General features: G+C 70.4%; 15 protein-coding genes and 1 tRNA gene. 8 read left to right on the top strand and 8 right to left on the bottom strand.

The window, feature by feature from the left end; genetic code table 11:
• Positions 1–37: 37 nt before the first annotated feature.
• From ACIHCX_RS18000 to ACIHCX_RS17970, 7 genes are all read right to left on the bottom strand, one after another.
• Positions 38–1069, bottom strand: a complete 1032-nt coding sequence (locus ACIHCX_RS18000; RefSeq protein ID WP_400030405.1) for a restriction endonuclease — start codon at positions 1067–1069, stop codon at positions 38–40.
• A 207-nt stretch (positions 1070–1276) separates the two neighbouring features.
• A complete protein-coding gene (gene pknB / locus ACIHCX_RS17995; RefSeq protein WP_400030403.1) occupies positions 1277–3256 on the bottom strand; it encodes a Stk1 family PASTA domain-containing Ser/Thr kinase in 1980 nt (659 codons plus the stop codon).
• A 170-nt stretch (positions 3257–3426) separates the two neighbouring features.
• The gene (locus ACIHCX_RS17990) at positions 3427–4911 is read right to left on the bottom strand and encodes a peptidoglycan D,D-transpeptidase FtsI family protein (RefSeq protein ID WP_400030401.1); all 1485 of its coding nucleotides are present in this window, start codon (positions 4909–4911) and stop codon (positions 3427–3429) included.
• Positions 4908–6341: an FtsW/RodA/SpoVE family cell cycle protein gene (locus ACIHCX_RS17985; RefSeq protein ID WP_400030399.1), complete on the bottom strand. Its 1434-nt coding sequence runs from the start codon at positions 6339–6341 to the stop codon at positions 4908–4910. The genes ACIHCX_RS17990 and ACIHCX_RS17985 overlap by 4 nt, the downstream gene beginning before the upstream one ends.
• Positions 6342–6368: 27 nt before the next feature.
• On the bottom strand, positions 6369–7937 hold the full coding sequence (locus tag ACIHCX_RS17980) for a Stp1/IreP family PP2C-type Ser/Thr phosphatase (protein WP_400030825.1): 1569 nt from the start codon (positions 7935–7937) through the stop codon (positions 6369–6371).
• 91 nt (positions 7938–8028) lie between these two features.
• Positions 8029–8541, bottom strand: coding sequence for an FHA domain-containing protein (locus ACIHCX_RS17975; protein WP_400030397.1), 513 nt, complete (start codon positions 8539–8541; stop codon positions 8029–8031).
• 10 nt (positions 8542–8551) lie between these two features.
• The gene (locus ACIHCX_RS17970; RefSeq protein WP_400030394.1) at positions 8552–9412 is read right to left on the bottom strand and encodes an FhaA domain-containing protein; all 861 of its coding nucleotides are present in this window, start codon (positions 9410–9412) and stop codon (positions 8552–8554) included.
• 488 nt (positions 9413–9900) lie between these two features.
• Between ACIHCX_RS17970 and ACIHCX_RS17965 the strand changes: the two genes are divergently transcribed.
• From ACIHCX_RS17965 to ACIHCX_RS17940, 6 genes are all read left to right on the top strand, one after another.
• Positions 9901–9987 (top strand) — tRNA-Leu (locus ACIHCX_RS17965).
• Between the two features lie 189 nt (positions 9988–10176).
• Positions 10177–11025, top strand: coding sequence for a hypothetical protein (locus tag ACIHCX_RS17960; protein WP_400030392.1), 849 nt, complete (start codon positions 10177–10179; stop codon positions 11023–11025).
• 89 nt (positions 11026–11114) lie between these two features.
• On the top strand, positions 11115–11444 hold the full coding sequence (locus ACIHCX_RS17955; protein WP_400030823.1) for a rhodanese-like domain-containing protein: 330 nt from the start codon (positions 11115–11117) through the stop codon (positions 11442–11444).
• Positions 11445–11686: 242 nt separating this feature from the next.
• Entirely contained in the window at positions 11687–12517 is an 831-nt protein-coding gene (locus tag ACIHCX_RS17950; RefSeq protein ID WP_400030390.1) for a DUF5819 family protein, read from the top strand.
• Positions 12514–13725: an HTTM domain-containing protein gene (locus tag ACIHCX_RS17945; RefSeq protein WP_400030388.1), complete on the top strand. Its 1212-nt coding sequence runs from the start codon at positions 12514–12516 to the stop codon at positions 13723–13725. Before ACIHCX_RS17950 ends, ACIHCX_RS17945 begins: the two co-directional genes overlap by 4 nt.
• Positions 13722–14474, top strand: coding sequence for a TrmH family RNA methyltransferase (locus ACIHCX_RS17940; RefSeq protein ID WP_400030386.1), 753 nt, complete (start codon positions 13722–13724; stop codon positions 14472–14474). The genes ACIHCX_RS17945 and ACIHCX_RS17940 overlap by 4 nt, the downstream gene beginning before the upstream one ends.
• Before the next feature lie 21 nt (positions 14475–14495).
• Here the strand turns inward: ACIHCX_RS17940 and paaN are convergent, their stop codons facing one another.
• Positions 14496–16187, bottom strand: a complete 1692-nt coding sequence (gene paaN, locus ACIHCX_RS17935) for a phenylacetic acid degradation protein PaaN (RefSeq protein WP_400030384.1) — start codon at positions 16185–16187, stop codon at positions 14496–14498.
• A 170-nt stretch (positions 16188–16357) separates the two neighbouring features.
• On the opposite strand from paaN, the gene ACIHCX_RS17930 reads away from it, so the two are divergent.
• Positions 16358–16561: a hypothetical protein gene (locus ACIHCX_RS17930; RefSeq protein WP_400030382.1), complete on the top strand. Its 204-nt coding sequence runs from the start codon at positions 16358–16360 to the stop codon at positions 16559–16561.
• Positions 16558–17145: a TetR/AcrR family transcriptional regulator gene (locus ACIHCX_RS17925; RefSeq protein ID WP_400030380.1), complete on the top strand. Its 588-nt coding sequence runs from the start codon at positions 16558–16560 to the stop codon at positions 17143–17145. Before ACIHCX_RS17930 ends, ACIHCX_RS17925 begins: the two co-directional genes overlap by 4 nt.
• The last annotated feature ends 10 nt before the right edge of the window (positions 17146–17155 follow it).

The raw sequence follows: 17155 nt of genomic DNA, 5'->3' as shown, positions 1-17155 counted from the left end.
GTTTTGCGACTTCGGGCCTCTTGCTGTCGCTGCGGTCCTATTTCAGGACCGTGAGCATGTCGCCCGCGCCCCACTTCTCCAGCAGCCCGCGGTGCACGGCGGTGATGCCGGCCTCCTCGGCGATGCTCAGGGCGTCGGGTGTGAAGCGACACGTCGCCACGTACAGAGCGACGTCCGAGGCGTACAGGACCTTTGCGGATCCGACGAACTTCTGGACCTCGGGGCTGGTGATCCGCAGGTGGGGCGCGAACCTCTTGCACTGGACGACGAGGCGCCGGCCGTCGGCCGTCAGCGCGGTGATGTCGACGCCTCGGTCTCCGTGGCGCCCGAGGACGACCACGTTGGTGCAGCCGTCGCGTCGCAGAAGCACGGCGATGTGCTTCTCGAACTCACGGCCGGTCATGGAGTCCATGGCGGCCATGACTCCGGCGAGGGGACGATCCTGGCGGGGGCTCTCCAGCCTGAGGAGGCGTGCGTGGTGCTGCTGCAGCCGCCGCTCGATGTGCTGGACACCTGCGCGGAGCGCGATCAGCTCCCGCCGGTGCTCGCCCGATGTTTCGATCAAGGCGTTGAACATGGGGACGACGGTCTTGCCGAGGACGTGGCTGATGCGCTGGTCGATTCGGTCATCGAGGGAGACGACGTCCGGCTGGGGAGGGTTTTCCACAGGCTGTGCGCGGGCCAGGTATTCCATGTCGAGGAGGTACACACGTACCTGACGTGCGATGTCGCTGTCCCTGAGGAGCATGGCCACGTTGAGGACGGCTCGGCGGGAGAAGAGCGCAAGAGACCGGGTGCGTGACTGGATGCCACTGAGTTGCTTGAAGTCACTCAGTTCTGAACCGGTCAGGACCCGATACCCATTCGATTCCAGTTCCCCGCGGTGGTCGTGCACAAGGGCGCGGACGGCCTCCACGGTGACGCCGAAATACGTCGCCACCATCGCTGTCGTCACATGCATCCCGTCAGGCAACAGTGACAGTGCCTTCACCCTGTCGAGCACGTCTGTGCGGTCGAGCACGCTGTTGCGCAGGCTCTTTGATTCCAAGAGTACCGACTCGTTGATCACGCCCTGCCCTTCTGTTCGTGTGCGGCCATATGGCCGGGGCAGAGCGTTTCGATTCCCCACCCCACCCGATCAACGAGTCGTGACATATGAAGACACGATCGGATTGCGTGCAGGTGTGTGGTGACGAGGCGGGCGGGCGGTACGACGGAGCCCCGGTTCTCCTCCTGCGAGGGGGAACCGGGGCTCTGAGTGTCGGCAGGGTCGGGGTCAGCCGCCGAAGAAGCCGCCGTTGCCGCGGCCGTTGTTGCCGTTGCCGCCGACGGTCGTCAGCGTGATCGGCGTCCCGGCGGGGTCGTCGACCTCCTGGCCTTCGTTCGGTTCCTGGCTGATGACAAACGCGTTGTCGTCCTGGCTGCTTCCGTCGGCGAACTGGATGTTGGTGAAGCCGTTCTGCCCCAGGACCTGCTTGGCCTGCCCCAGACGCATGCCCTGGACCTTCGGCACCTGCGTCTTCTGCTGCTGAAGCCTGCCGATGTTGATGGTCACCTTGGAGCCCTTGTCGACCTGCTGATTGGGGCCCGGAACGGTCGAGACGACCTTGTTGTCCTGGTTGGGGTCGTTCACGGGGGTGTCGCTGCACTCGCCGGTGAGGCCGTTCTGCTGCATCTGGGCCACGGCGTCGTCGCAGGTCTTGTTCGTGACGTCCGGCACGGTGGCCTTCTCGACGGGCTTGGCGACCGTGAGGGTGATGACGGAGCCCTTTTCCTTCTCCGTGTCGCCCGCGGGGTCCTGGTCGATGACCACGTCGGGTTCTTGGTCGGACTCCCGGGTCTTCTTCTCGACCTTGAAGCCCAGATCCACCAACTGGGTCTGCGCCTTGTCGAAGGACAGGCCGCGGACGCTGGGAACCGTCACCTTCGGCGCCCCGGTGGACATCACCAGGTTGACCGTCTCGCCCTTCTTGATGTCCTCACCGCCCTTATGGTCCTGCGAGCAGACCCTGCCCTTGGGCTGGTCCTCGCAGGTGTCCTGGGTGAAGGCCACCACGACGCTGCCGTTCGTGGCCATCTTCTCGGCGTCGCTCTTCGTGTGGCCGACGAAGTTGGGCACGGGCACCATGTCGTTGTTGGCGCCCTTCCCGCCGAAGGCGTACATGCCGATGAAGATCGCGCCGATGAGGACCAGGAGGCCGGCGACGGCCAGCAGGATCGTCGAGGTGTTGGACTTCTTCTGACGGCGCCGGTCGGGGCGGTCGTCGTAGCCGTAGCCGCCGTCGTCCGGGTTCATGGGCGGCAGCATCGTCGTCGCGCCCGCGGGGCCGGCGTCGGGGCGCAGCGCGGTGGTCGGCTGGTCGTCGGGGTAGGCGCCGTAGCCGACCGCGCCCATGGCCGCCGTGGCCGCGACCGGCTGGCCGTCGAGGCAGGCCTCGATGTCGGCGCGCATCTCGTCGGCGGACTGGTAGCGGTAGTCGGGGTCCTTGACGAGCGCCCGCATCACGATCGCGTCCATCTCGGGCGTGATCTCGGGGTCGAAGACGCTCGGGGGCTGCGGCTCCTCGCGGACGTGCTGGTAGGCGACCGCGACGGGGGAGTCGCCCACGAAGGGTGGGCGGACCGTCAGCAGCTCGTAGATCAGGCACCCCGTCGAATACAGGTCCGAGCGCGCGTCGACCTGCTCGCCTTTGGCCTGTTCGGGAGACAGGTACTGGGCGGTGCCGATGACGGCCGCGGTCTGGGTCATGGTCATGCCGGAGTCGCCCATGGCGCGGGCGATGCCGAAGTCCATGACCTTGACCTGGCCGTTGCGCGTCAGCATGACGTTGGCCGGCTTGATGTCGCGGTGGACGATGCCGTTGCGGTGGGCGTACTCCAGGCCCTGGAGGATGCCGATGGTCATCTCCATCGACCGCTCCGGCAGCAGCTTGCGGCCGCTGTGCAGCAGTTCACGGAGCGTGGAGCCGTCGACGTACTCCATCACGATGTACGGGATCGAGACCCCGTCGATGTAGTCCTCGCCCGTGTCGTAGACCGCGACGATCGCGGGATGGTTGAGCGAGGCGGCCGACTGGGCCTCCCGGCGGAACCGGGCCTGGAAGGAAGGGTCGCGCGCCAGGTCGGCGCGCAGCGTCTTCACTGCCACGGTGCGTCCCAGCCGGGTGTCATGTGCGAGGTACACCTCCGCCATGCCACCACGGCCGAGCACATGGCCCAGCTCGTACCGGCCGCCGAGGCGACGCGGCTCTTCCATAGCTACCTACCAGCCCTCTCCGTCGGTCCCGACCGGCACTGCTTGTGCCGCCGGAGGCTGCTGTCCGGGCCTACCGTACCCGGCTCGCTGTGTGTGACCTGGCCAAGCCCGTCACCCGATACAGGACCGGTATCGCAACGTGCATCGATGTGAAGGGGGCGTGATGGGGGTCACTGCCTGGAGTTGATGACCGCCTCCATGACGTTCTTCGCGATGGGCGCCGCGAGGCCGCCACCGGAGATGTCGTCGCGGTTGGCGTTGTTGTCCTCGACGACCACGGCCACGGCGACCGGCGAGCTGCCGTCGGGGAGCTTGGCGTAGGAGATGAACCAGGCGTACGGCTTCTCGCTGTTGTCGACGCCGTGCTGGGCGGTACCGGTCTTGCCGCCCACGGTGACGCCGTTGATCTGCGCGTTCTGGCCCGTGCCGTCCTTGACGACGGTCTCCATCATGGACTGGAGGATCTGGGCGTTCTGCGAGCTGAGCGGCTGGCTCAGTTCCTGCGGCTGGGTCTGCTCCAGGGTGTCCACGCTGGGGGACTGGAGCTTGTCGACCATGTACGGCTTCATCAGCTTGCCGTCGTTGGCGACGGCGGAGGCGACCATGGCCATCTGGAGCGGGGTGGCGGCGGTGTTGAACTGGCCGATCGAGGACAGCGCGGTCTGCGACTTGTTCATGTCGTCCGAGAACACGGAGGCGTTGGAGCGGACCGGCGTGAACTGCTCACTGTCGAAGCCGAACTTCTTCGCCTCCTCGAGCATCTTGTCGTTGCCGAGGTCCGCGCCGATCTTGCCGAAGACGCTGTTGCAGGACACCCGCAGCGCCTCGCGCATGGTGGCGTTCTCGCAGGGGATGTTGCCCTCGTTCTTCAGCGGCGTCGTCGTGCCGGGCATGATCCACGGCAGCGGCGAGTTGGTGGCCTGGTCCGCCGACTTGTACAGCCCGTTCTCCAGCGCGGCGGCCGCGGTGACCACCTTGAAGGTGGAGCCCGGCGGGTAGGTCTCGCGCAGTGCCCGGTTCAGCATCGGGTCGTTGGGGTCGGACTTCTTCTGGAGCTTGTTCCAGGCCTCGGCGTCCGCGTTGGAGTTGCCGGCGAACGACGACGGGTCGTAGGACGGGTAGGACGCCAGGGCGAGGATCTTGCCCGTGGAGGGGTCCAGGGCGACCGCCGCGCCCTTGCCGCCGACGTTCTTCAGGCCGTTGTAGGCCGCCTTCTGCGCGGCCGCGTTGAGCGTGGTGACCACGTTGCCGCCCTGCTTGGGCTTGCCGGTGATCATGTCCAGGGTGTTGCGGAAGAAGAGCCGGTCGTCGTTGCCCGTGAGGATGCCGTCCTCGACGCTCTCCAGCTTGTCGGCGCCGTAGGACTGCGAGGCGAAGCCGGTGACGGGCGCCCACATCGGGCCGTTCTTGTACGTGCGCTTGTACTTGAGGTCGTTGAGTCCGCTGCTCTTGGTCTCGACCGAGCCGGTGATCGGGTTGCCGCCGACGATGATGTCGCCGCGCGGGGTGGCGTAGCGCGCGATGGTGACGCGGCGGTTGTGCTTGTCGTTCTTGAGGGTGTCGGCCTTGACGTACTGGATCCAGTTGTCGCGGATGAGCAGGGTGAGGACGAGGAGTCCGCAGAAGATCGCGATTCGGCGCAGGGGCTTGTTCACGGGCGGACCACCTGGGTCATCTCGGCGTCGGGGTTGGAGGCGGGCGCGGGGGCGGGTCTGCGGGCGGTGTCGCTGATCCGGATCAGGATGCCGATCAGGACCCAGTTGGCGATGACGGAGGAGCCGCCGTACGCCAGGAACGGCATCGTCATACCCGTGAGCGGGATGAGGCCCATCACACCGCCGGCCACCACGAAGACCTGGAGCGCGAAGGCGCCGGACAGGCCCATGGCGAGCAGCTTGCCGAAGGGGTCGCGGGCGGCCAGCGCGGTGCGCGCGCCGCGCTCCACGATCAGGGCGTAGACCAGCAGGAGCGCCATGATGCCGGCCAGGCCCAGCTCCTCGCCGAAGGTGGCGAGGATGAAGTCGGAGTTGGCGGCGAACTTGATGAGGTCGGAGTGGCCCTGGCCGAGGCCGGAGCCGAGGGTGCCGCCGGAGCCGAACGCCCACAGCGCTTCCATCGACTGCTCGGAGTGGCCGCTGACGCCCTGCTGACTGAGCTTGTACTCCTTGAACGGGTCGAGCCAGGCCTGGACGCGCTGCTGGACGTGCGTCTCGAAGCTGGCCACGCCGACGGCGCCGACGGCGGACATCAGCAGACCGAAGACGATCCAGCTGGTCCGCTCGGTGGCGACGTACAGCATGATCACGAACATGCCGAAGAACAGCAGCGAGGTGCCGAGGTCGGTCTCGAAGACCAGGATGAGGATGGACATCACCCAGACGACCAGGATCGGTCCGAGGTCGCGGCCGCGGGGCAGGTACAGGCCCATGAAGCGGCGGCTGGCCAGGGCGAGCGCGTCCCGCTTCACCATGAGGTACCCGGCGAAGAAGATGGCGAGCACGATCTTGGCGAACTCACCGGGCTGGATGGAGAATCCGGCGACCGAGATCCAGATCTTGGCGCCGTAGATGTTGGCGCCGAGGCCCGGTACGAGCGGCAGCAGCAGCAGGATCAGCGCGCCGACCATGGAGATGTAGGTGTAGCGCTGGAGGGCGCGGTGGTCCTTGAGGAAGATCAGGGTCACCACGAACAGGGCGATGCCCAGGGCCGTGTACAGCAGCTGCCGTGGCGCGGCCGTTCCCGCCTGGTCGATGGCCTGGAGCAGCTTCGACTGGTCCAGGCGCCAGATGACGACCAGTCCGAGCCCGTTCAGCAACGTGGCCAGCGGCAGCAGCAGCGGGTCCGCGTACGGGGCGAACTTGCGGACGACCAGGTGCGCGGCGCCGGCCAGCAGACCGAGGCCCAGGCCGTAGCTCAGCAGGCCCGCGGGCACCTGGCTGTTGATGGCCAGGCCCACGTTGGCGTAGGCGAACACCGGGATGGCGACGGCGAAGACCAGCAGCGCCAGCTCGGTGTTGCGTCGGCTGGGCGCGCCGATCGCGCCGATCGTGGACGTGTGCTGCGTCGACGGGTTGGTAGTGCTCATCGTGTGACAGGGCCTCTCACGGCTTGCCTACTGCTTACCGCACAGCGAGACGACCTTCTGCTCTTCCTCCGAGAGAGTGGGGCCGGGGCTGGGAGTGGACGCGGTGGCGGACGTGGACGGGGAGGACGGGGACTTGGCCGTCGACGGGTTCGGTGTCGCCTTGGACGTGAGGGCGGTGCGGGTGGTTCCCGTGGTGCCGCCGGCCTGGTCCTGGCCCGTCGTGGCGCCGTTCTTGTCCTCGACGGTGCGGCGCTGGGCCTCCTTCTTGCACGCGGAGGCCTGCACGGACAGCTCGTCGATCTTCTTTCGGGCGTTCTCCAGACCGCCCTCGGTGATCGTCGCTCTGACCTGCTTCTGCTGGTAGGGCGGCAGGTACTTGAGTTCGATCTCGGGGTGGTCCGTGTGGATCTTCGACAGCTTCAGCCAGGCCAGGTCCTGGCTGATGCCCCGGTAGAGCGCGACGTGTTCCTCGTTGGCGCCGACGAAGTACTGCGTCTGCGTCCAGCGGTAGCCGCCGTAGAGGCCGCCGCCGAGGACGGCGAGCGTGAGGACGCTGTAGAACGACCGCTTGAGCCACCTGCGGTTCTTGCGGGGTTTGACGAAGTCGTCGTCGCCGTAGTCGCCGTGGTCGGCCGCGGGGGCGTAGCCGGCGGTGTCGCCGGAGCCGGGCGGGCCGAACTCGCCGCCACCGCCGCCTTGTCCGGGCACCTGGCGGCCGAGGCCCGAGGCGCGTCCGGCGGGGGTCTGCATGATGCCGTTGTCGTGCAGGTGGTTCTGGTTCTCGGCGACCGCGCCGACCACGACCGGGGTGTCGGAGAGCTGCCCGGCGAGGGTGTCGCCGGTGTCCAGGTCGAGGACGTCGGCGACGATGACGGTGATGTTGTCGGGGCCGCCGCCGCGCAGCGCGAACTGGATCAGTTCCTGCACGGTCTCCTGCGGGCCCTGGTAGCCGGCGAGGGTCTCCTCCATCGTCTGGTGGGAGACGACGCCGCTGAGGCCGTCGGAGCAGATCAGGTAGCGGTCGCCGGCGCGCACCTCGCGGATGGACAGGTCGGGTTCGACGTGTTCGCCGCTGCCGAGGGCGCGCATGAGCAGGGCGCGCTGCGGGTGGGTGGTGGCCTCTTCCTCGGTGATGCGTCCCTCGTCGACGAGGCGCTGCACCCAGGTGTGGTCCTGGGTGATCTGGGTCAGTACGCCGTCGCGCAGCAGGTAGGCGCGCGAGTCGCCGACGTGCACCAGACCGAGTCGCTGGCCGGTCCACAGCAGGGCGGTGAGCGTGGTGCCCATGCCCTCCAGCTGGGGGTCCTCCTCGACCATGGCGCGCAGCTGGTCGTTGGCACGCCGCACGGCGGTGCCGAGGGAGGTGAGGATGTCGGAGCCGGGGATGTCGTCGTCGAGGGCGACGATGGTGGAGATCACCTCGGAGGAGGCAACCTCGCCGGCGGCCTGGCCGCCCATTCCGTCGGCGATCGCGAGCAGACGCGGACCGGCGTAGCCGGAATCCTCGTTGCCCTCGCGGATCATGCCTTTGTGCGATCCGGCGGCGAAGCGCAGTGACAGACTCATGCGCACCTCGCCCGTCGGCTCCGGGTACATCCGCACGGTGCCCACCCTCCGGTCGGGAGCGCGCCGGGGCCCGGGGTGCCGGCCTCCGCTGCGTGCTCGCTCCGCTCGCTCATTAGTCGTATTACTTCCGCAGCTCGATGACGGTCTTGCCGATGCGGATCGGCGCGCCCAGCGGGATCGGTGTGGGGGTCGTCAGCCGGGTCCGGTCCAGGTAGGTGCCGTTGGTGGATCCGAGGTCCTCGACGATCCACTGGCCGCCCTGGTCCGGGTAGATCCTGGCATGGCGGCTGGAGGCGTAGTCGTCGTCCAGCACGATCGTGGAGTCGTGCGCGCGGCCCAGGGTGACGGTCTGGCCCTGCAGCGCGACGGTGGTGCCGGTGAGGATGCCCTCGGTCACCACGAGTTTGCTGGGGGCGTTGCGGCGCTGGCGGCCACCGCCCTGTTGACCGCGCTGCTGCGGCGGCGCCGCCTGGCGCGCGGCCTGCTGCGGCCGGGCGGTCTCTCTGCGGGCCCCCCGCTGGGTGACGCGCGTACCGAACAGGTCGCTGCGGATGACCTGCACGGCCACGATCACGAACAGCCACAGTACGGCCAGGAAACCCAGCCGCATGACCGTGAGGGTCAGCTCTGACATTGCCCCCGCTTCACCCTTCGGCTTGCCGGTAAATGATGGTGGTGCTGCCCACGACGATCCGCGAGCCGTCGCGGAGCGTAGCGCGGGTGGTGTGCTGCCCGTCCACCACGATGCCGTTGGTGGACCCGAGATCCTGGATCGTCGAGGGCGTTCCGGTCCGGATCTCGCAGTGCCGGCGGGAGACGCCGGGGTCGTCGATCCGCACGTCGGCCTCGGTGCTGCGGCCGAGCACGAGTGTCGCGCGGGAGATCTGATGGCGGGTGCCGTTGATCTCGATCCAGTAGCGGGTGCGGCCGCCGCTCGCCGGGGTGGGCGCGGGCCGCTGGGCGGCGGGCGGCGGGTAGCCGTAGCCGCCGGGGCGGGCACCGGGCGGCGGCGCGGCCGGCATGGGGGGGGCAGCGGAGGGGCCGGCGGCGGGCGGGTACCCGTATCCGCCCGGGGCGGCGGGACGGCCGGCCGGACCGGCCGAGGGGGCCTGGGGCGCCTGCTGGCTGCTGGTGGAGGCGAGCGTACGGCTGCGCACCCGGTACAGGCCGGTGTCCAGGTCCTCCGCCTTCTCCAGGTGGACCTTGATCGGCCCCATGAAGGTGTAGCGCTGCTGCTTCGCGTAGTCGCGCACCATGCCGGCGAGCTCGTCGCCGAGCTGGCCGGAGTAGGGGCTCAGACGCTCGTAGTCGGGCGCGCTGAGCTCCACGATGAAGTCGTTGGGTACGACGGTGCGGTCGCGGTTCCAGATCGTCGCGTTGTTGTCGCACTCGCGCTGGAGCGCACCCGCGATCTCCACGGGCTGGACCTCGGACTTGAAGACCTTGGCGAAGGTGCCGTTGACCAGACCTTCGAGACGCTGCTCGAACTTCTTCAGGACTCCCATGGGGCACCTCCTCCGTCGTTGCCTTCGCTGTGGGTCTTGCCGTCGTGCTGCGTGTTGCCTGCCTGGTACTGCTTACTGATCGTATCCACGCGCCGGTGAATCGGCTGGTTCCCCCTGTCGGCCCTGTCGACGGGTGTCGACGCCTGTCGCGTACCCGGTGTTGCTCGGTACTTCTGCCCAGGATCGTAAAGGGGGTCGCAGACCAGTGTCCCGCACCCGGGCGCGGACCTTGCCCGGCTCCTGGGCAGACGGGTGCGACCGGTACGAGGTTGATACGTGAACGGGGGCGTCCCGACACGGAACGGGGTTCTGTCCGGGCGGCGCGGCCCAGGGCCGGCGGGGCGCCGTGGCGGGCGGGCGCGGGCGCGGCCGGTGCGGGGTGTCTGCCCTGGGAAAGCGATGTGAATGCGCCGTCCGGGCCGTGCTAATGTTCTGCATGTCGGAAGGCGCCAGCCCCCAGGGGGACGGAGCCGGAGGACACACCCAATGCGCGGGTGGCGGAATAGGCAGACGCGCTGGATTCAGGTTCCAGTGCCCGCAAGGGCGTGGGGGTTCAACTCCCCCCTCGCGCACCATGAGATACCGATGAATGGGTCTCCGCCAGTGACGGAAGTCACGGTGGGGCCCGTTTTTCGTTGTGCCGGCACATGCGAGGCGGGCCCCGATACGTGAGGTATCTCACGCGCTGGGGCCCGCCTTGTTGTCGGGGGAGCCGACCCTCGCGGCGGGGCGAACGTTGCCCGGCTGGGCACTAGTCTGGTCGGGTGACGACCCCGGAAGCTGGACAGGGTGACGTCGCCGGGGCGGACCGGGCGACGTCCGAGGGCGCTGCGGCGCGGCCCGAGGAGCGTTTGGAGCGGGCCGTACGGGCCGCCGAACAGGCGCTCATCGACTACGAGATCGCGGTGGAGACCTTCCGGGTGGAGGTCGAGAACTTCGCCCGGCTGCACGAGCAGCGGCTCGGACCGCTCTACGCCCGGCTGGAGGAGCTGAAGGTGCTGACGGCCGAGGCGACGGCCGCGCGCACCGGTGACCCCGAGGACCTGCGCAGGGCGCAGGAGGCGCGGGCCGATCTGGCGCCGATCCCCGGAGTCGACGAGCTGCTGAACGGCTGGATGGACTCCAGCGGCCTGTACCCGGAGGCCGTCGCGATGCTCACCGACCTGCCCGTGCGGCCCCCGCAGCGGGTGCGCCCCAGCGAGGAGGCCCGCCGGCTGTACCGCGAGCTGGCCCGCAAGGCCCACCCCGACCTGGTGCAGGACGACAACGAGCGCAAGCGGCGTGAGGCGTTCCTCACCCGGGTCAACGCCGCCTACGCGCGCGGCGACGAGGACGAGCTGCGGGAGCTGGGCGCCGAGTGGGCGGCCGGCCCGAAGCCCAAGGAGCAGCTGCCGAGCCGCAGTGAGGAGCTGTACGCCCGCCTCGAATGGCTCGCCCGGCGCAAGGAGCTGCTCACGGTGGTCGCCAAGGGACTGGAGGACGGCGCGATCGCCGGGATGCTCCGGCTGGCCCCCGACGACCCCGACCGTCTGCTCGACGAGATCGCCGAGCAGCTGCACAAGGAGATCGCGGAGCGGGAGGCCGAACTGACCGCGCTGCTGAGCCAGGAGTGACCTGTGTGACCTGTGCGACCTGTGTGAGGTACGCCCGGATCCCTTCGGCGCGTTTCGGGTAGCGTCGCCTCATGCATTTCGGAGCTGGTGTGCCCACGGTCGGTGTCCAGGACCTCGAGGACGGCGACTTCCTGCTGGACGTCCGCGAGGACGACGAGTGGCGGGCGGGTCACGCCGAGGGGGCGCTGCACATCCCCCTGAGCGAGTTCGTGGCCCGGTACGGCGAGCTGACCGAGGCGGCGCCCCAGGACGGGCGGGTCCATGTGATCTGCCGCTCCGGCGGGCGGTCCGCGCAGGTCGCGATGTACCTGGTCCAGCAGGGCGTCGACGCGGTGAACGTCGACGGTGGCATGCAGGTGTGGGAGGCCTCCGGCCGACCCGTCGTGACCGACGAGGGGCGGCCCGGCCAGGTGGTGTGACACCGGGCCGGGTTTCTGTATTCCTCTACGACCACGCCTGCCTGACCCCGCGTCAGGGTCGCGTCGGTGAGGAAGACGCCCGCTGTCCGGTGCGGCGGCGTCCGGTACGCCCCGGGGGTGTGCCCGGAGGACGGCCCTGAGTACCGTTCCGGTACGCCGCCGGGAAGCGGTGCGCGCGGCGGTACGGCGCCCCGCGGCCGGACGGCGACCGGACGGCGGACCGGGATCGGAAACGGGGCGGGATGAACGCGCACGACGACGACTCGACCGCCGCCCGGCCCCCCAGCCGCCCGGACCCCCGGCCGGACGAGGACCCCCGGACTACCGCCGGGCCGGACGGGAAGGCCCTGGCCTCCGCGCCCGTCTCCGTTCCGGCTCCCCGCTCAGCCCCCGGCTCCGATCCCGATCCCGATCCCGGTGGTGGTGTCGCCGCCTTGTCCCTGCCGTACCAGGTGGGTGCGGTGCTGGCGCTCGTGGTGGTCGGGGTCGTGGTGTGTGTGCATCTCGGGATGGTGTTCCTGCACGTCGCGCCGCCGAACACGGTGAGCAGGCAGCACGCCCAGGCCGTCGACGGGTGGATCTACCCGGAGTTCGAGCAGAACTGGAAGCTGTTCGCGCCGAACCCGCTCCAGCAGAACGTCGCCGTACAGGCGCGGGCGGAGGTCAGGGCGGCGGACGGCGGCATCCGTACCACCGGCTGGTACGACCTGTCCGCCGAGGACGGCCGGGCCATCGACGGCAACCTGCTGCCCAGCCACACCCAGCAGAACGAGCTGCGCCGCGCCTGGGACTTCTACGGGGGCAGCCACGACGGCGACAACCGGTCGGTGGGCCTGCGCGGCGCTCTGGCCGAGCAGTACGTGCGCCGCATCGCGGTGCTGCGCCTGGAACGCGTTGACCCGGGCGGCGCTGTCGGCGCGGGCGGCGTCCTCGAACGCGTCCAGGTCCGCAGCCGCACCAGCGGCGTGTCCCCGCCCCCGTGGAGCGGGGAGAAGGCGACGGGCAGGCCGGTCTACCGCTCGCTGCCCTGGTGGACGGTGCCGGCCGGCGAGACCCGGGGAGGTGTGCGGTGAACCGCCTCGCACTCGCGGTCTCGCGCGGGGTCGGCCGGGTCACCGAGGCGGCCCTCGGCCCCTACCAGACCGCCGTCGTACGCATCGGCTTCTCGCTGACCTGGCTGCTGTTCCTGCTGCGCGAGTATCCCCACCGGCACCAGCTGTACGGACCCGACGGCCCGTGGAGCTGGACCCTGGCCCGGCAGCTGACCGCGGACAACGGTGCCTTCACGGCCCTGCTGTGGTTCCGCGGCGGCCTCTGGTTCGAGACGTGCTACGCGCTCGCCGTGCTGGCGAGCCTGCTGCTCGCGCTGGGCTGGCGCACCCGCACGACGTCCGTCCTCTTCATGGTCGGCGTGCTCTCCCTGCAGAACCGCAGCATCTTCATGGGCGACGGCGGCGACAACGTGCTGCACCTGATGTCGCTGTACCTGGTGTTCACCCGCTGCGGCCAGGTCTGGTCGCTCGACGCGCGCCGGGCCGCACGGGTACGGGCGGCACACGCGCGCGGGGAGCGTGTGCCCGACCGGGCCGGTCCCGTCCTGTGGAGCGTGCTGGGGCTGTTCCTGGCCGTGGTCACCGCGGCCGGCCGGGTGCGGGGCGAGGCGTTCGTACCCGTCCTGCTGTGGACGGTCTGGCTGGGCCTGGCCCTGTGGTGGGCGGTCGGGCGCCGGGCGCGCTCGGCGCAGCCGCGGATGCTGCTCGACGTCGTCGCCCGCGTCGTCCACAACGGCGCCCTGCTCGTGATCATGGCCGAGGCCTGTCTGATCTACGCCACGGCCGGCTGGTACAAGGTCCAGGGCCCGCGCTGGCAGGACGGCACGGCCGTCTACTACCCGCTCCACCTGGACTACTTCTCGCCCTGGCCGGGCCTGGCCGGTCTGCTGTCCGCCAGTGGCACCCTGGTGATGCTGGTGACCTACGGGACGGTGATCGCGCAGGTCGCCTTCCCGTTCACGCTGTTCAACCGGCGGGTGAAGAACGTCCTGCTGGCGGTGATGATGACCGAGCACGCCGTGATCGCGGTCGTGCTGGGGCTGCCGTTCTTCTCGCTGGCGATGATCGCGGCGGACGCGGTGTTCCTGCCGACGTCGTTCCTGCGCCGTCTGGGCGGCCTCGCGGCACGCGCGCGTGCGCGACTGCGGCGGGGCGGCGACCGGCCCCCGGCGCGGGACCCGCGCTCCCCGGAGGACACCGGGCCCGCCCGCGTAGGCTTCCCGGCATGAACGACCCTGTACGCGCCTGGCACCGGCGGGCCGGCGCCTGTGTGCTGCTCGACGGCTTCCACGCCCTCAAGCACGCCCTGCGCTTCGGCGCCGAGGTGCCGGTGGCCGTCACCGCCGACCGGCGCGCGGCGCTCGCCCTCGCGGACGAGCTGGCGCCGGACCTGCGGGACACGCTGGACGCCCTGCTGAGCGAGGTGCCGCGGGAGACGTACGCCTCCCTCGTGCCGCGCCCGCACCCCACCGCCGTGGCGGCCCTGGCCGTACGGCCGTCCCGGGAAGCCCATCTGCGGGCGCTGGCGCACTCGCCCCGCAGCGCGCCAGTTGTCGTCCTGGACCAGCCGCGCAACCTGGGCAACGCGGGGGCGGTGATCCGTCTGGCCGCCGGTTTCGGGGCGACCGGAGTGGTCACCACGGGCACCCTGGACCCCTGGCACCCGACGGTGGTGCGCGGCGGCGCGGGGCTGCACTTCGCGACCGCGGTGGAGCGGCTGGGCGTGGACGAACTCCCGCACGGGCCGCTGTTCGCGCTCGACCCGGAGGGCGAGGACATCCGCGGGGTGAAGCTGCCCGACGACGCCGTGCTCGCCTTCGGCTCCGAGCGCAGCGGCCTGTCCGCCGAACTGCGCGCGCGCACCGACCACCTGCTGGCGCTGCCGATGCGCCCCCAGGTCTCCAGCTACAACCTCGCCACCAGCGTGGCGATGACGCTGTACCACTGGAGCGCCACCGGGGGCGCGGCCGCGTCCTGAGGGCCCGAGGGCCCGAGAGGCCTACGCCTCCCGGCGGACCTCCACCACGCGGAAGCGGTTGGCGACGAACGCGCCGTCGGTGAGGGCCGCGTTGGCCGCCGGGTTGCCGCCGGAGCCGTGGAAGTCGGAGAACGCGGCGGTCTGGTTGACGTACACCCCGCCGGTGAGGTTCAGCGACAGCTGGGCCGCCTCCTCCAGGCACACCTCCTGCACCGCCTGCTCGACGTCCTCGTCGGTCGTGTACGCGCCCACCGTCATCGCGCCCTTGTCGCGGATGGTGCGGCGCAGCAGCTCCACCGCGTCGGCGGCCGAGTCGACGGCGACGGCGAAGGAGACGGGGCCGAAGCACTCGTTCATGTAGGCGGCCTCGGCGTCCGGCTTGGCGCCGTCCAGCTTCACGATCACCGGCGAGCGGACGACCGCGCCGGGGAAGTCCGGGTTGGTGATCTCGCGGGAGGCGAGGGCGACCTCGCCGAGGCCCGCGGCGGCCTCCAGGCGGGCCTTGACGCCCGGGTTGACGATCGCGCCGAGCAGCGCGTTGGCGCGCGCGTCGTCGCCGAGGAGGCCGTCCACCGCCTTGGCGAGGTCGGCGGTCACCTCGTCGAAGGACTTGGGGCCCTGGTCGGTGCGGATGCCGTCGCGGGGGATCAGCAGGTTCTGCGGGGTGGTGCACATCTGGCCGCTGTAGAGGGACAGCGAGAAGGCCAGGTTGGCGAGCATCCCCTGGTAGTTCCCGGTGGACTCCACGAGCACCGTGTTGACGCCGGCCTTCTCGGTGTAGACCTGGGCCTGGCGGGCGTTGGTCTCCAGCCAGTCGCCGAAGGACGTGGAGCCGGTGTAGTCGATGATCCTGATCTCGGGGCGGGTGGCGAGCGTCTTGGCGATGCCCTCGCCGGGCCGCTCGGCGGCCAGGGCGATCAGGTTCGGGTCGAAGCCGGCCTCGGCGAGCACCTCGCGGGCGGTCTTCACCGTGAGGGCGAGCGGCAGCACCGCGCGCGGGTGCGGCTTGACCAGGACCGCGTTGCCGGTGGCGAGGGAGGCGAACAGGCCCGGGAAGCCGTTCCAGGTCGGGAAGGTGTTGCAGCCGATGACCAGCGCGATCCCGCGCGGGACGGCGGTGAACCGCTTGGTGAGGGCGAGCGGGTCGCGCTTGCCCTGCGGCTTGGTCCACTCGGCGGTGTCGGGGGTGCGCACCTGCTCCACGTACGCGTACGCCACCGCCTCCATGCCGCGGTCCTGGGCGTGCGGGCCGCCCGCCTGGAACGCCATCATGAACGCCTGTCCTGAGGTGTGCATGACGGCGTGCGCGAACTCGTGCGTCCGGTCGCTGATCCGCTTGAGGATCTCCAGGCACACCATGGCGCGCGCCTCCGCGCCCGCGTCCCGCCACGCCCGCTGGCCGGCCTTCATGGCGGGCAGCAGCACGTCGACGTCCGCGTGCGGGTAGCTCACGCCGAGCTCGATGCCGTACGGCGAGGTCTCGCCGGCCACCCAGTCGTCCGTGCCGGGCTGGCCGAGGTCGAGGCGGGTGCCCAGGACGGCGTCGAAGGCAGCCTTGCCGGCGGCCGCGTCGAGGCTGCCGTCGTTCCCGTAGGCCTTGGGGTGCTCGGGGTGGGGCGACCAGTACGCGCGGGTGCGGATCGCCTCCAGCGCCTGGTCCAGGGTGGGCCGGTGCCTGGCGATCAGCTCGTGTGCGGTCAGTTCGGCGGCCATGCGGGACCAACTCCTCGTCTCAAGAGCTCCTCGTCGAGCCCGTGATCTGGCATCTCCATGGTCACGGCCATGGGCAGGAACAGGCGGTCAGGGTTAGAGTAACCGAACGATCGGTCGGGACAAGGGGTCCGCCGCGTCCGAGGACAGCGCCGTGCGGGAGGATCGCGCACATGACAGCACTCGACCTCAGCAGTCCCGTGGCCGTCGCCGGCGACCCCCTCGGGCCCTTCGAGGGGAGCCGCGGGCCCGGCGGCACCCGGGCCTGCTCCCCGATGGGCACCCTGCACGAGTGCGCTCCGTCCGGCCGCCGCGCGCCGCTGCCCGCGTTCCACCGCCACGCCTACGCCACCGACAAGCGGGAGGGCACCTCATGACCACCGCCAGGCGCGACACGTACACCCCGGAGACGCTGCTGTCCGTGGCCGTGCGGGTCTTCAACGAGCGCGGCTACGACGGCACCTCCATGGAGCACCTGTCCAGGGCGGCGGGCATCTCCAAGTCGTCGATCTACCACCACGTCGCCGGCAAGGAGGAGCTGCTGCGCCGGGCGGTCAGCCGGGCCCTGGACGAGCTGTTCGGGATCCTCGGCGAGGAGCACGCCTGTACGGGACGCGCCGCCGAGCGCCTGGAGTACGTGGTGCGGCGCATGGTCGAGGTGCTCATCACCGAGCTGCCCTATGTGACGCTGCTGCTGCGTGTGCGTGGCAACACCGAGACCGAGCGCTGGGCGCTGGAGCGCCGCCGCGACTTCGACCACCGGGTGGCCGAGCTGCTGAGGGCGGCGGCCGAGGAGGGGGACGTGCGCTCCGACGTGGAGGTGCGGCTGGCGACCCGGCTCGTCTTCGGGATGATCAACTCGATCGTGGAGTGGTACCGGCCCGACGGGCGCGGCATGGGGGAGCGCGAGGTGGCCGACGCGGTGACGCGGCTGGTGTTCTCGGGGCTGCGCAAGGACTGACCCCGCACGG

It is taken from the genome of Streptomyces sp. NPDC052043, from assembly GCF_044548235.1.
GTDB lineage: Bacteria > Actinomycetota > Actinomycetes > Streptomycetales > Streptomycetaceae > Streptomyces.
This window is presented reverse-complemented; position numbering and strand designations above follow the sequence as displayed.

Excerpts from the sequence above, each read along its gene's own strand:
- ACIHCX_RS17985 (WP_400030399.1), bottom strand. The coding sequence starts at position 6,341 with ATGAGCACTACCAACCCGTCGACGCAGCACACGTCCACGATCGGCGCG.
- ACIHCX_RS17970 (WP_400030394.1), bottom strand. The coding sequence starts at position 9,412 with ATGGGAGTCCTGAAGAAGTTCGAGCAGCGTCTCGAAGGTCTGGTCAAC.
- paaN (WP_400030384.1), bottom strand. The coding sequence starts at position 16,187 with ATGGCCGCCGAACTGACCGCACACGAGCTGATCGCCAGGCACCGGCCC.
- ACIHCX_RS17925 (WP_400030380.1), top strand. The coding sequence starts at position 16,558 with ATGACCACCGCCAGGCGCGACACGTACACCCCGGAGACGCTGCTGTCC.
- ACIHCX_RS17950 (WP_400030390.1), top strand. The coding sequence starts at position 11,687 with ATGAACGCGCACGACGACGACTCGACCGCCGCCCGGCCCCCCAGCCGC.
- ACIHCX_RS17980 (WP_400030825.1), bottom strand. The coding sequence starts at position 7,937 with ATGTACCCGGAGCCGACGGGCGAGGTGCGCATGAGTCTGTCACTGCGC.
- pknB (WP_400030403.1), bottom strand. The coding sequence starts at position 3,256 with ATGGAAGAGCCGCGTCGCCTCGGCGGCCGGTACGAGCTGGGCCATGTG.
- ACIHCX_RS17975 (WP_400030397.1), bottom strand. The coding sequence starts at position 8,541 with ATGTCAGAGCTGACCCTCACGGTCATGCGGCTGGGTTTCCTGGCCGTA.
- ACIHCX_RS17930 (WP_400030382.1), top strand. The coding sequence starts at position 16,358 with ATGACAGCACTCGACCTCAGCAGTCCCGTGGCCGTCGCCGGCGACCCC.
- ACIHCX_RS17940 (WP_400030386.1), top strand. The coding sequence starts at position 13,722 with ATGAACGACCCTGTACGCGCCTGGCACCGGCGGGCCGGCGCCTGTGTG.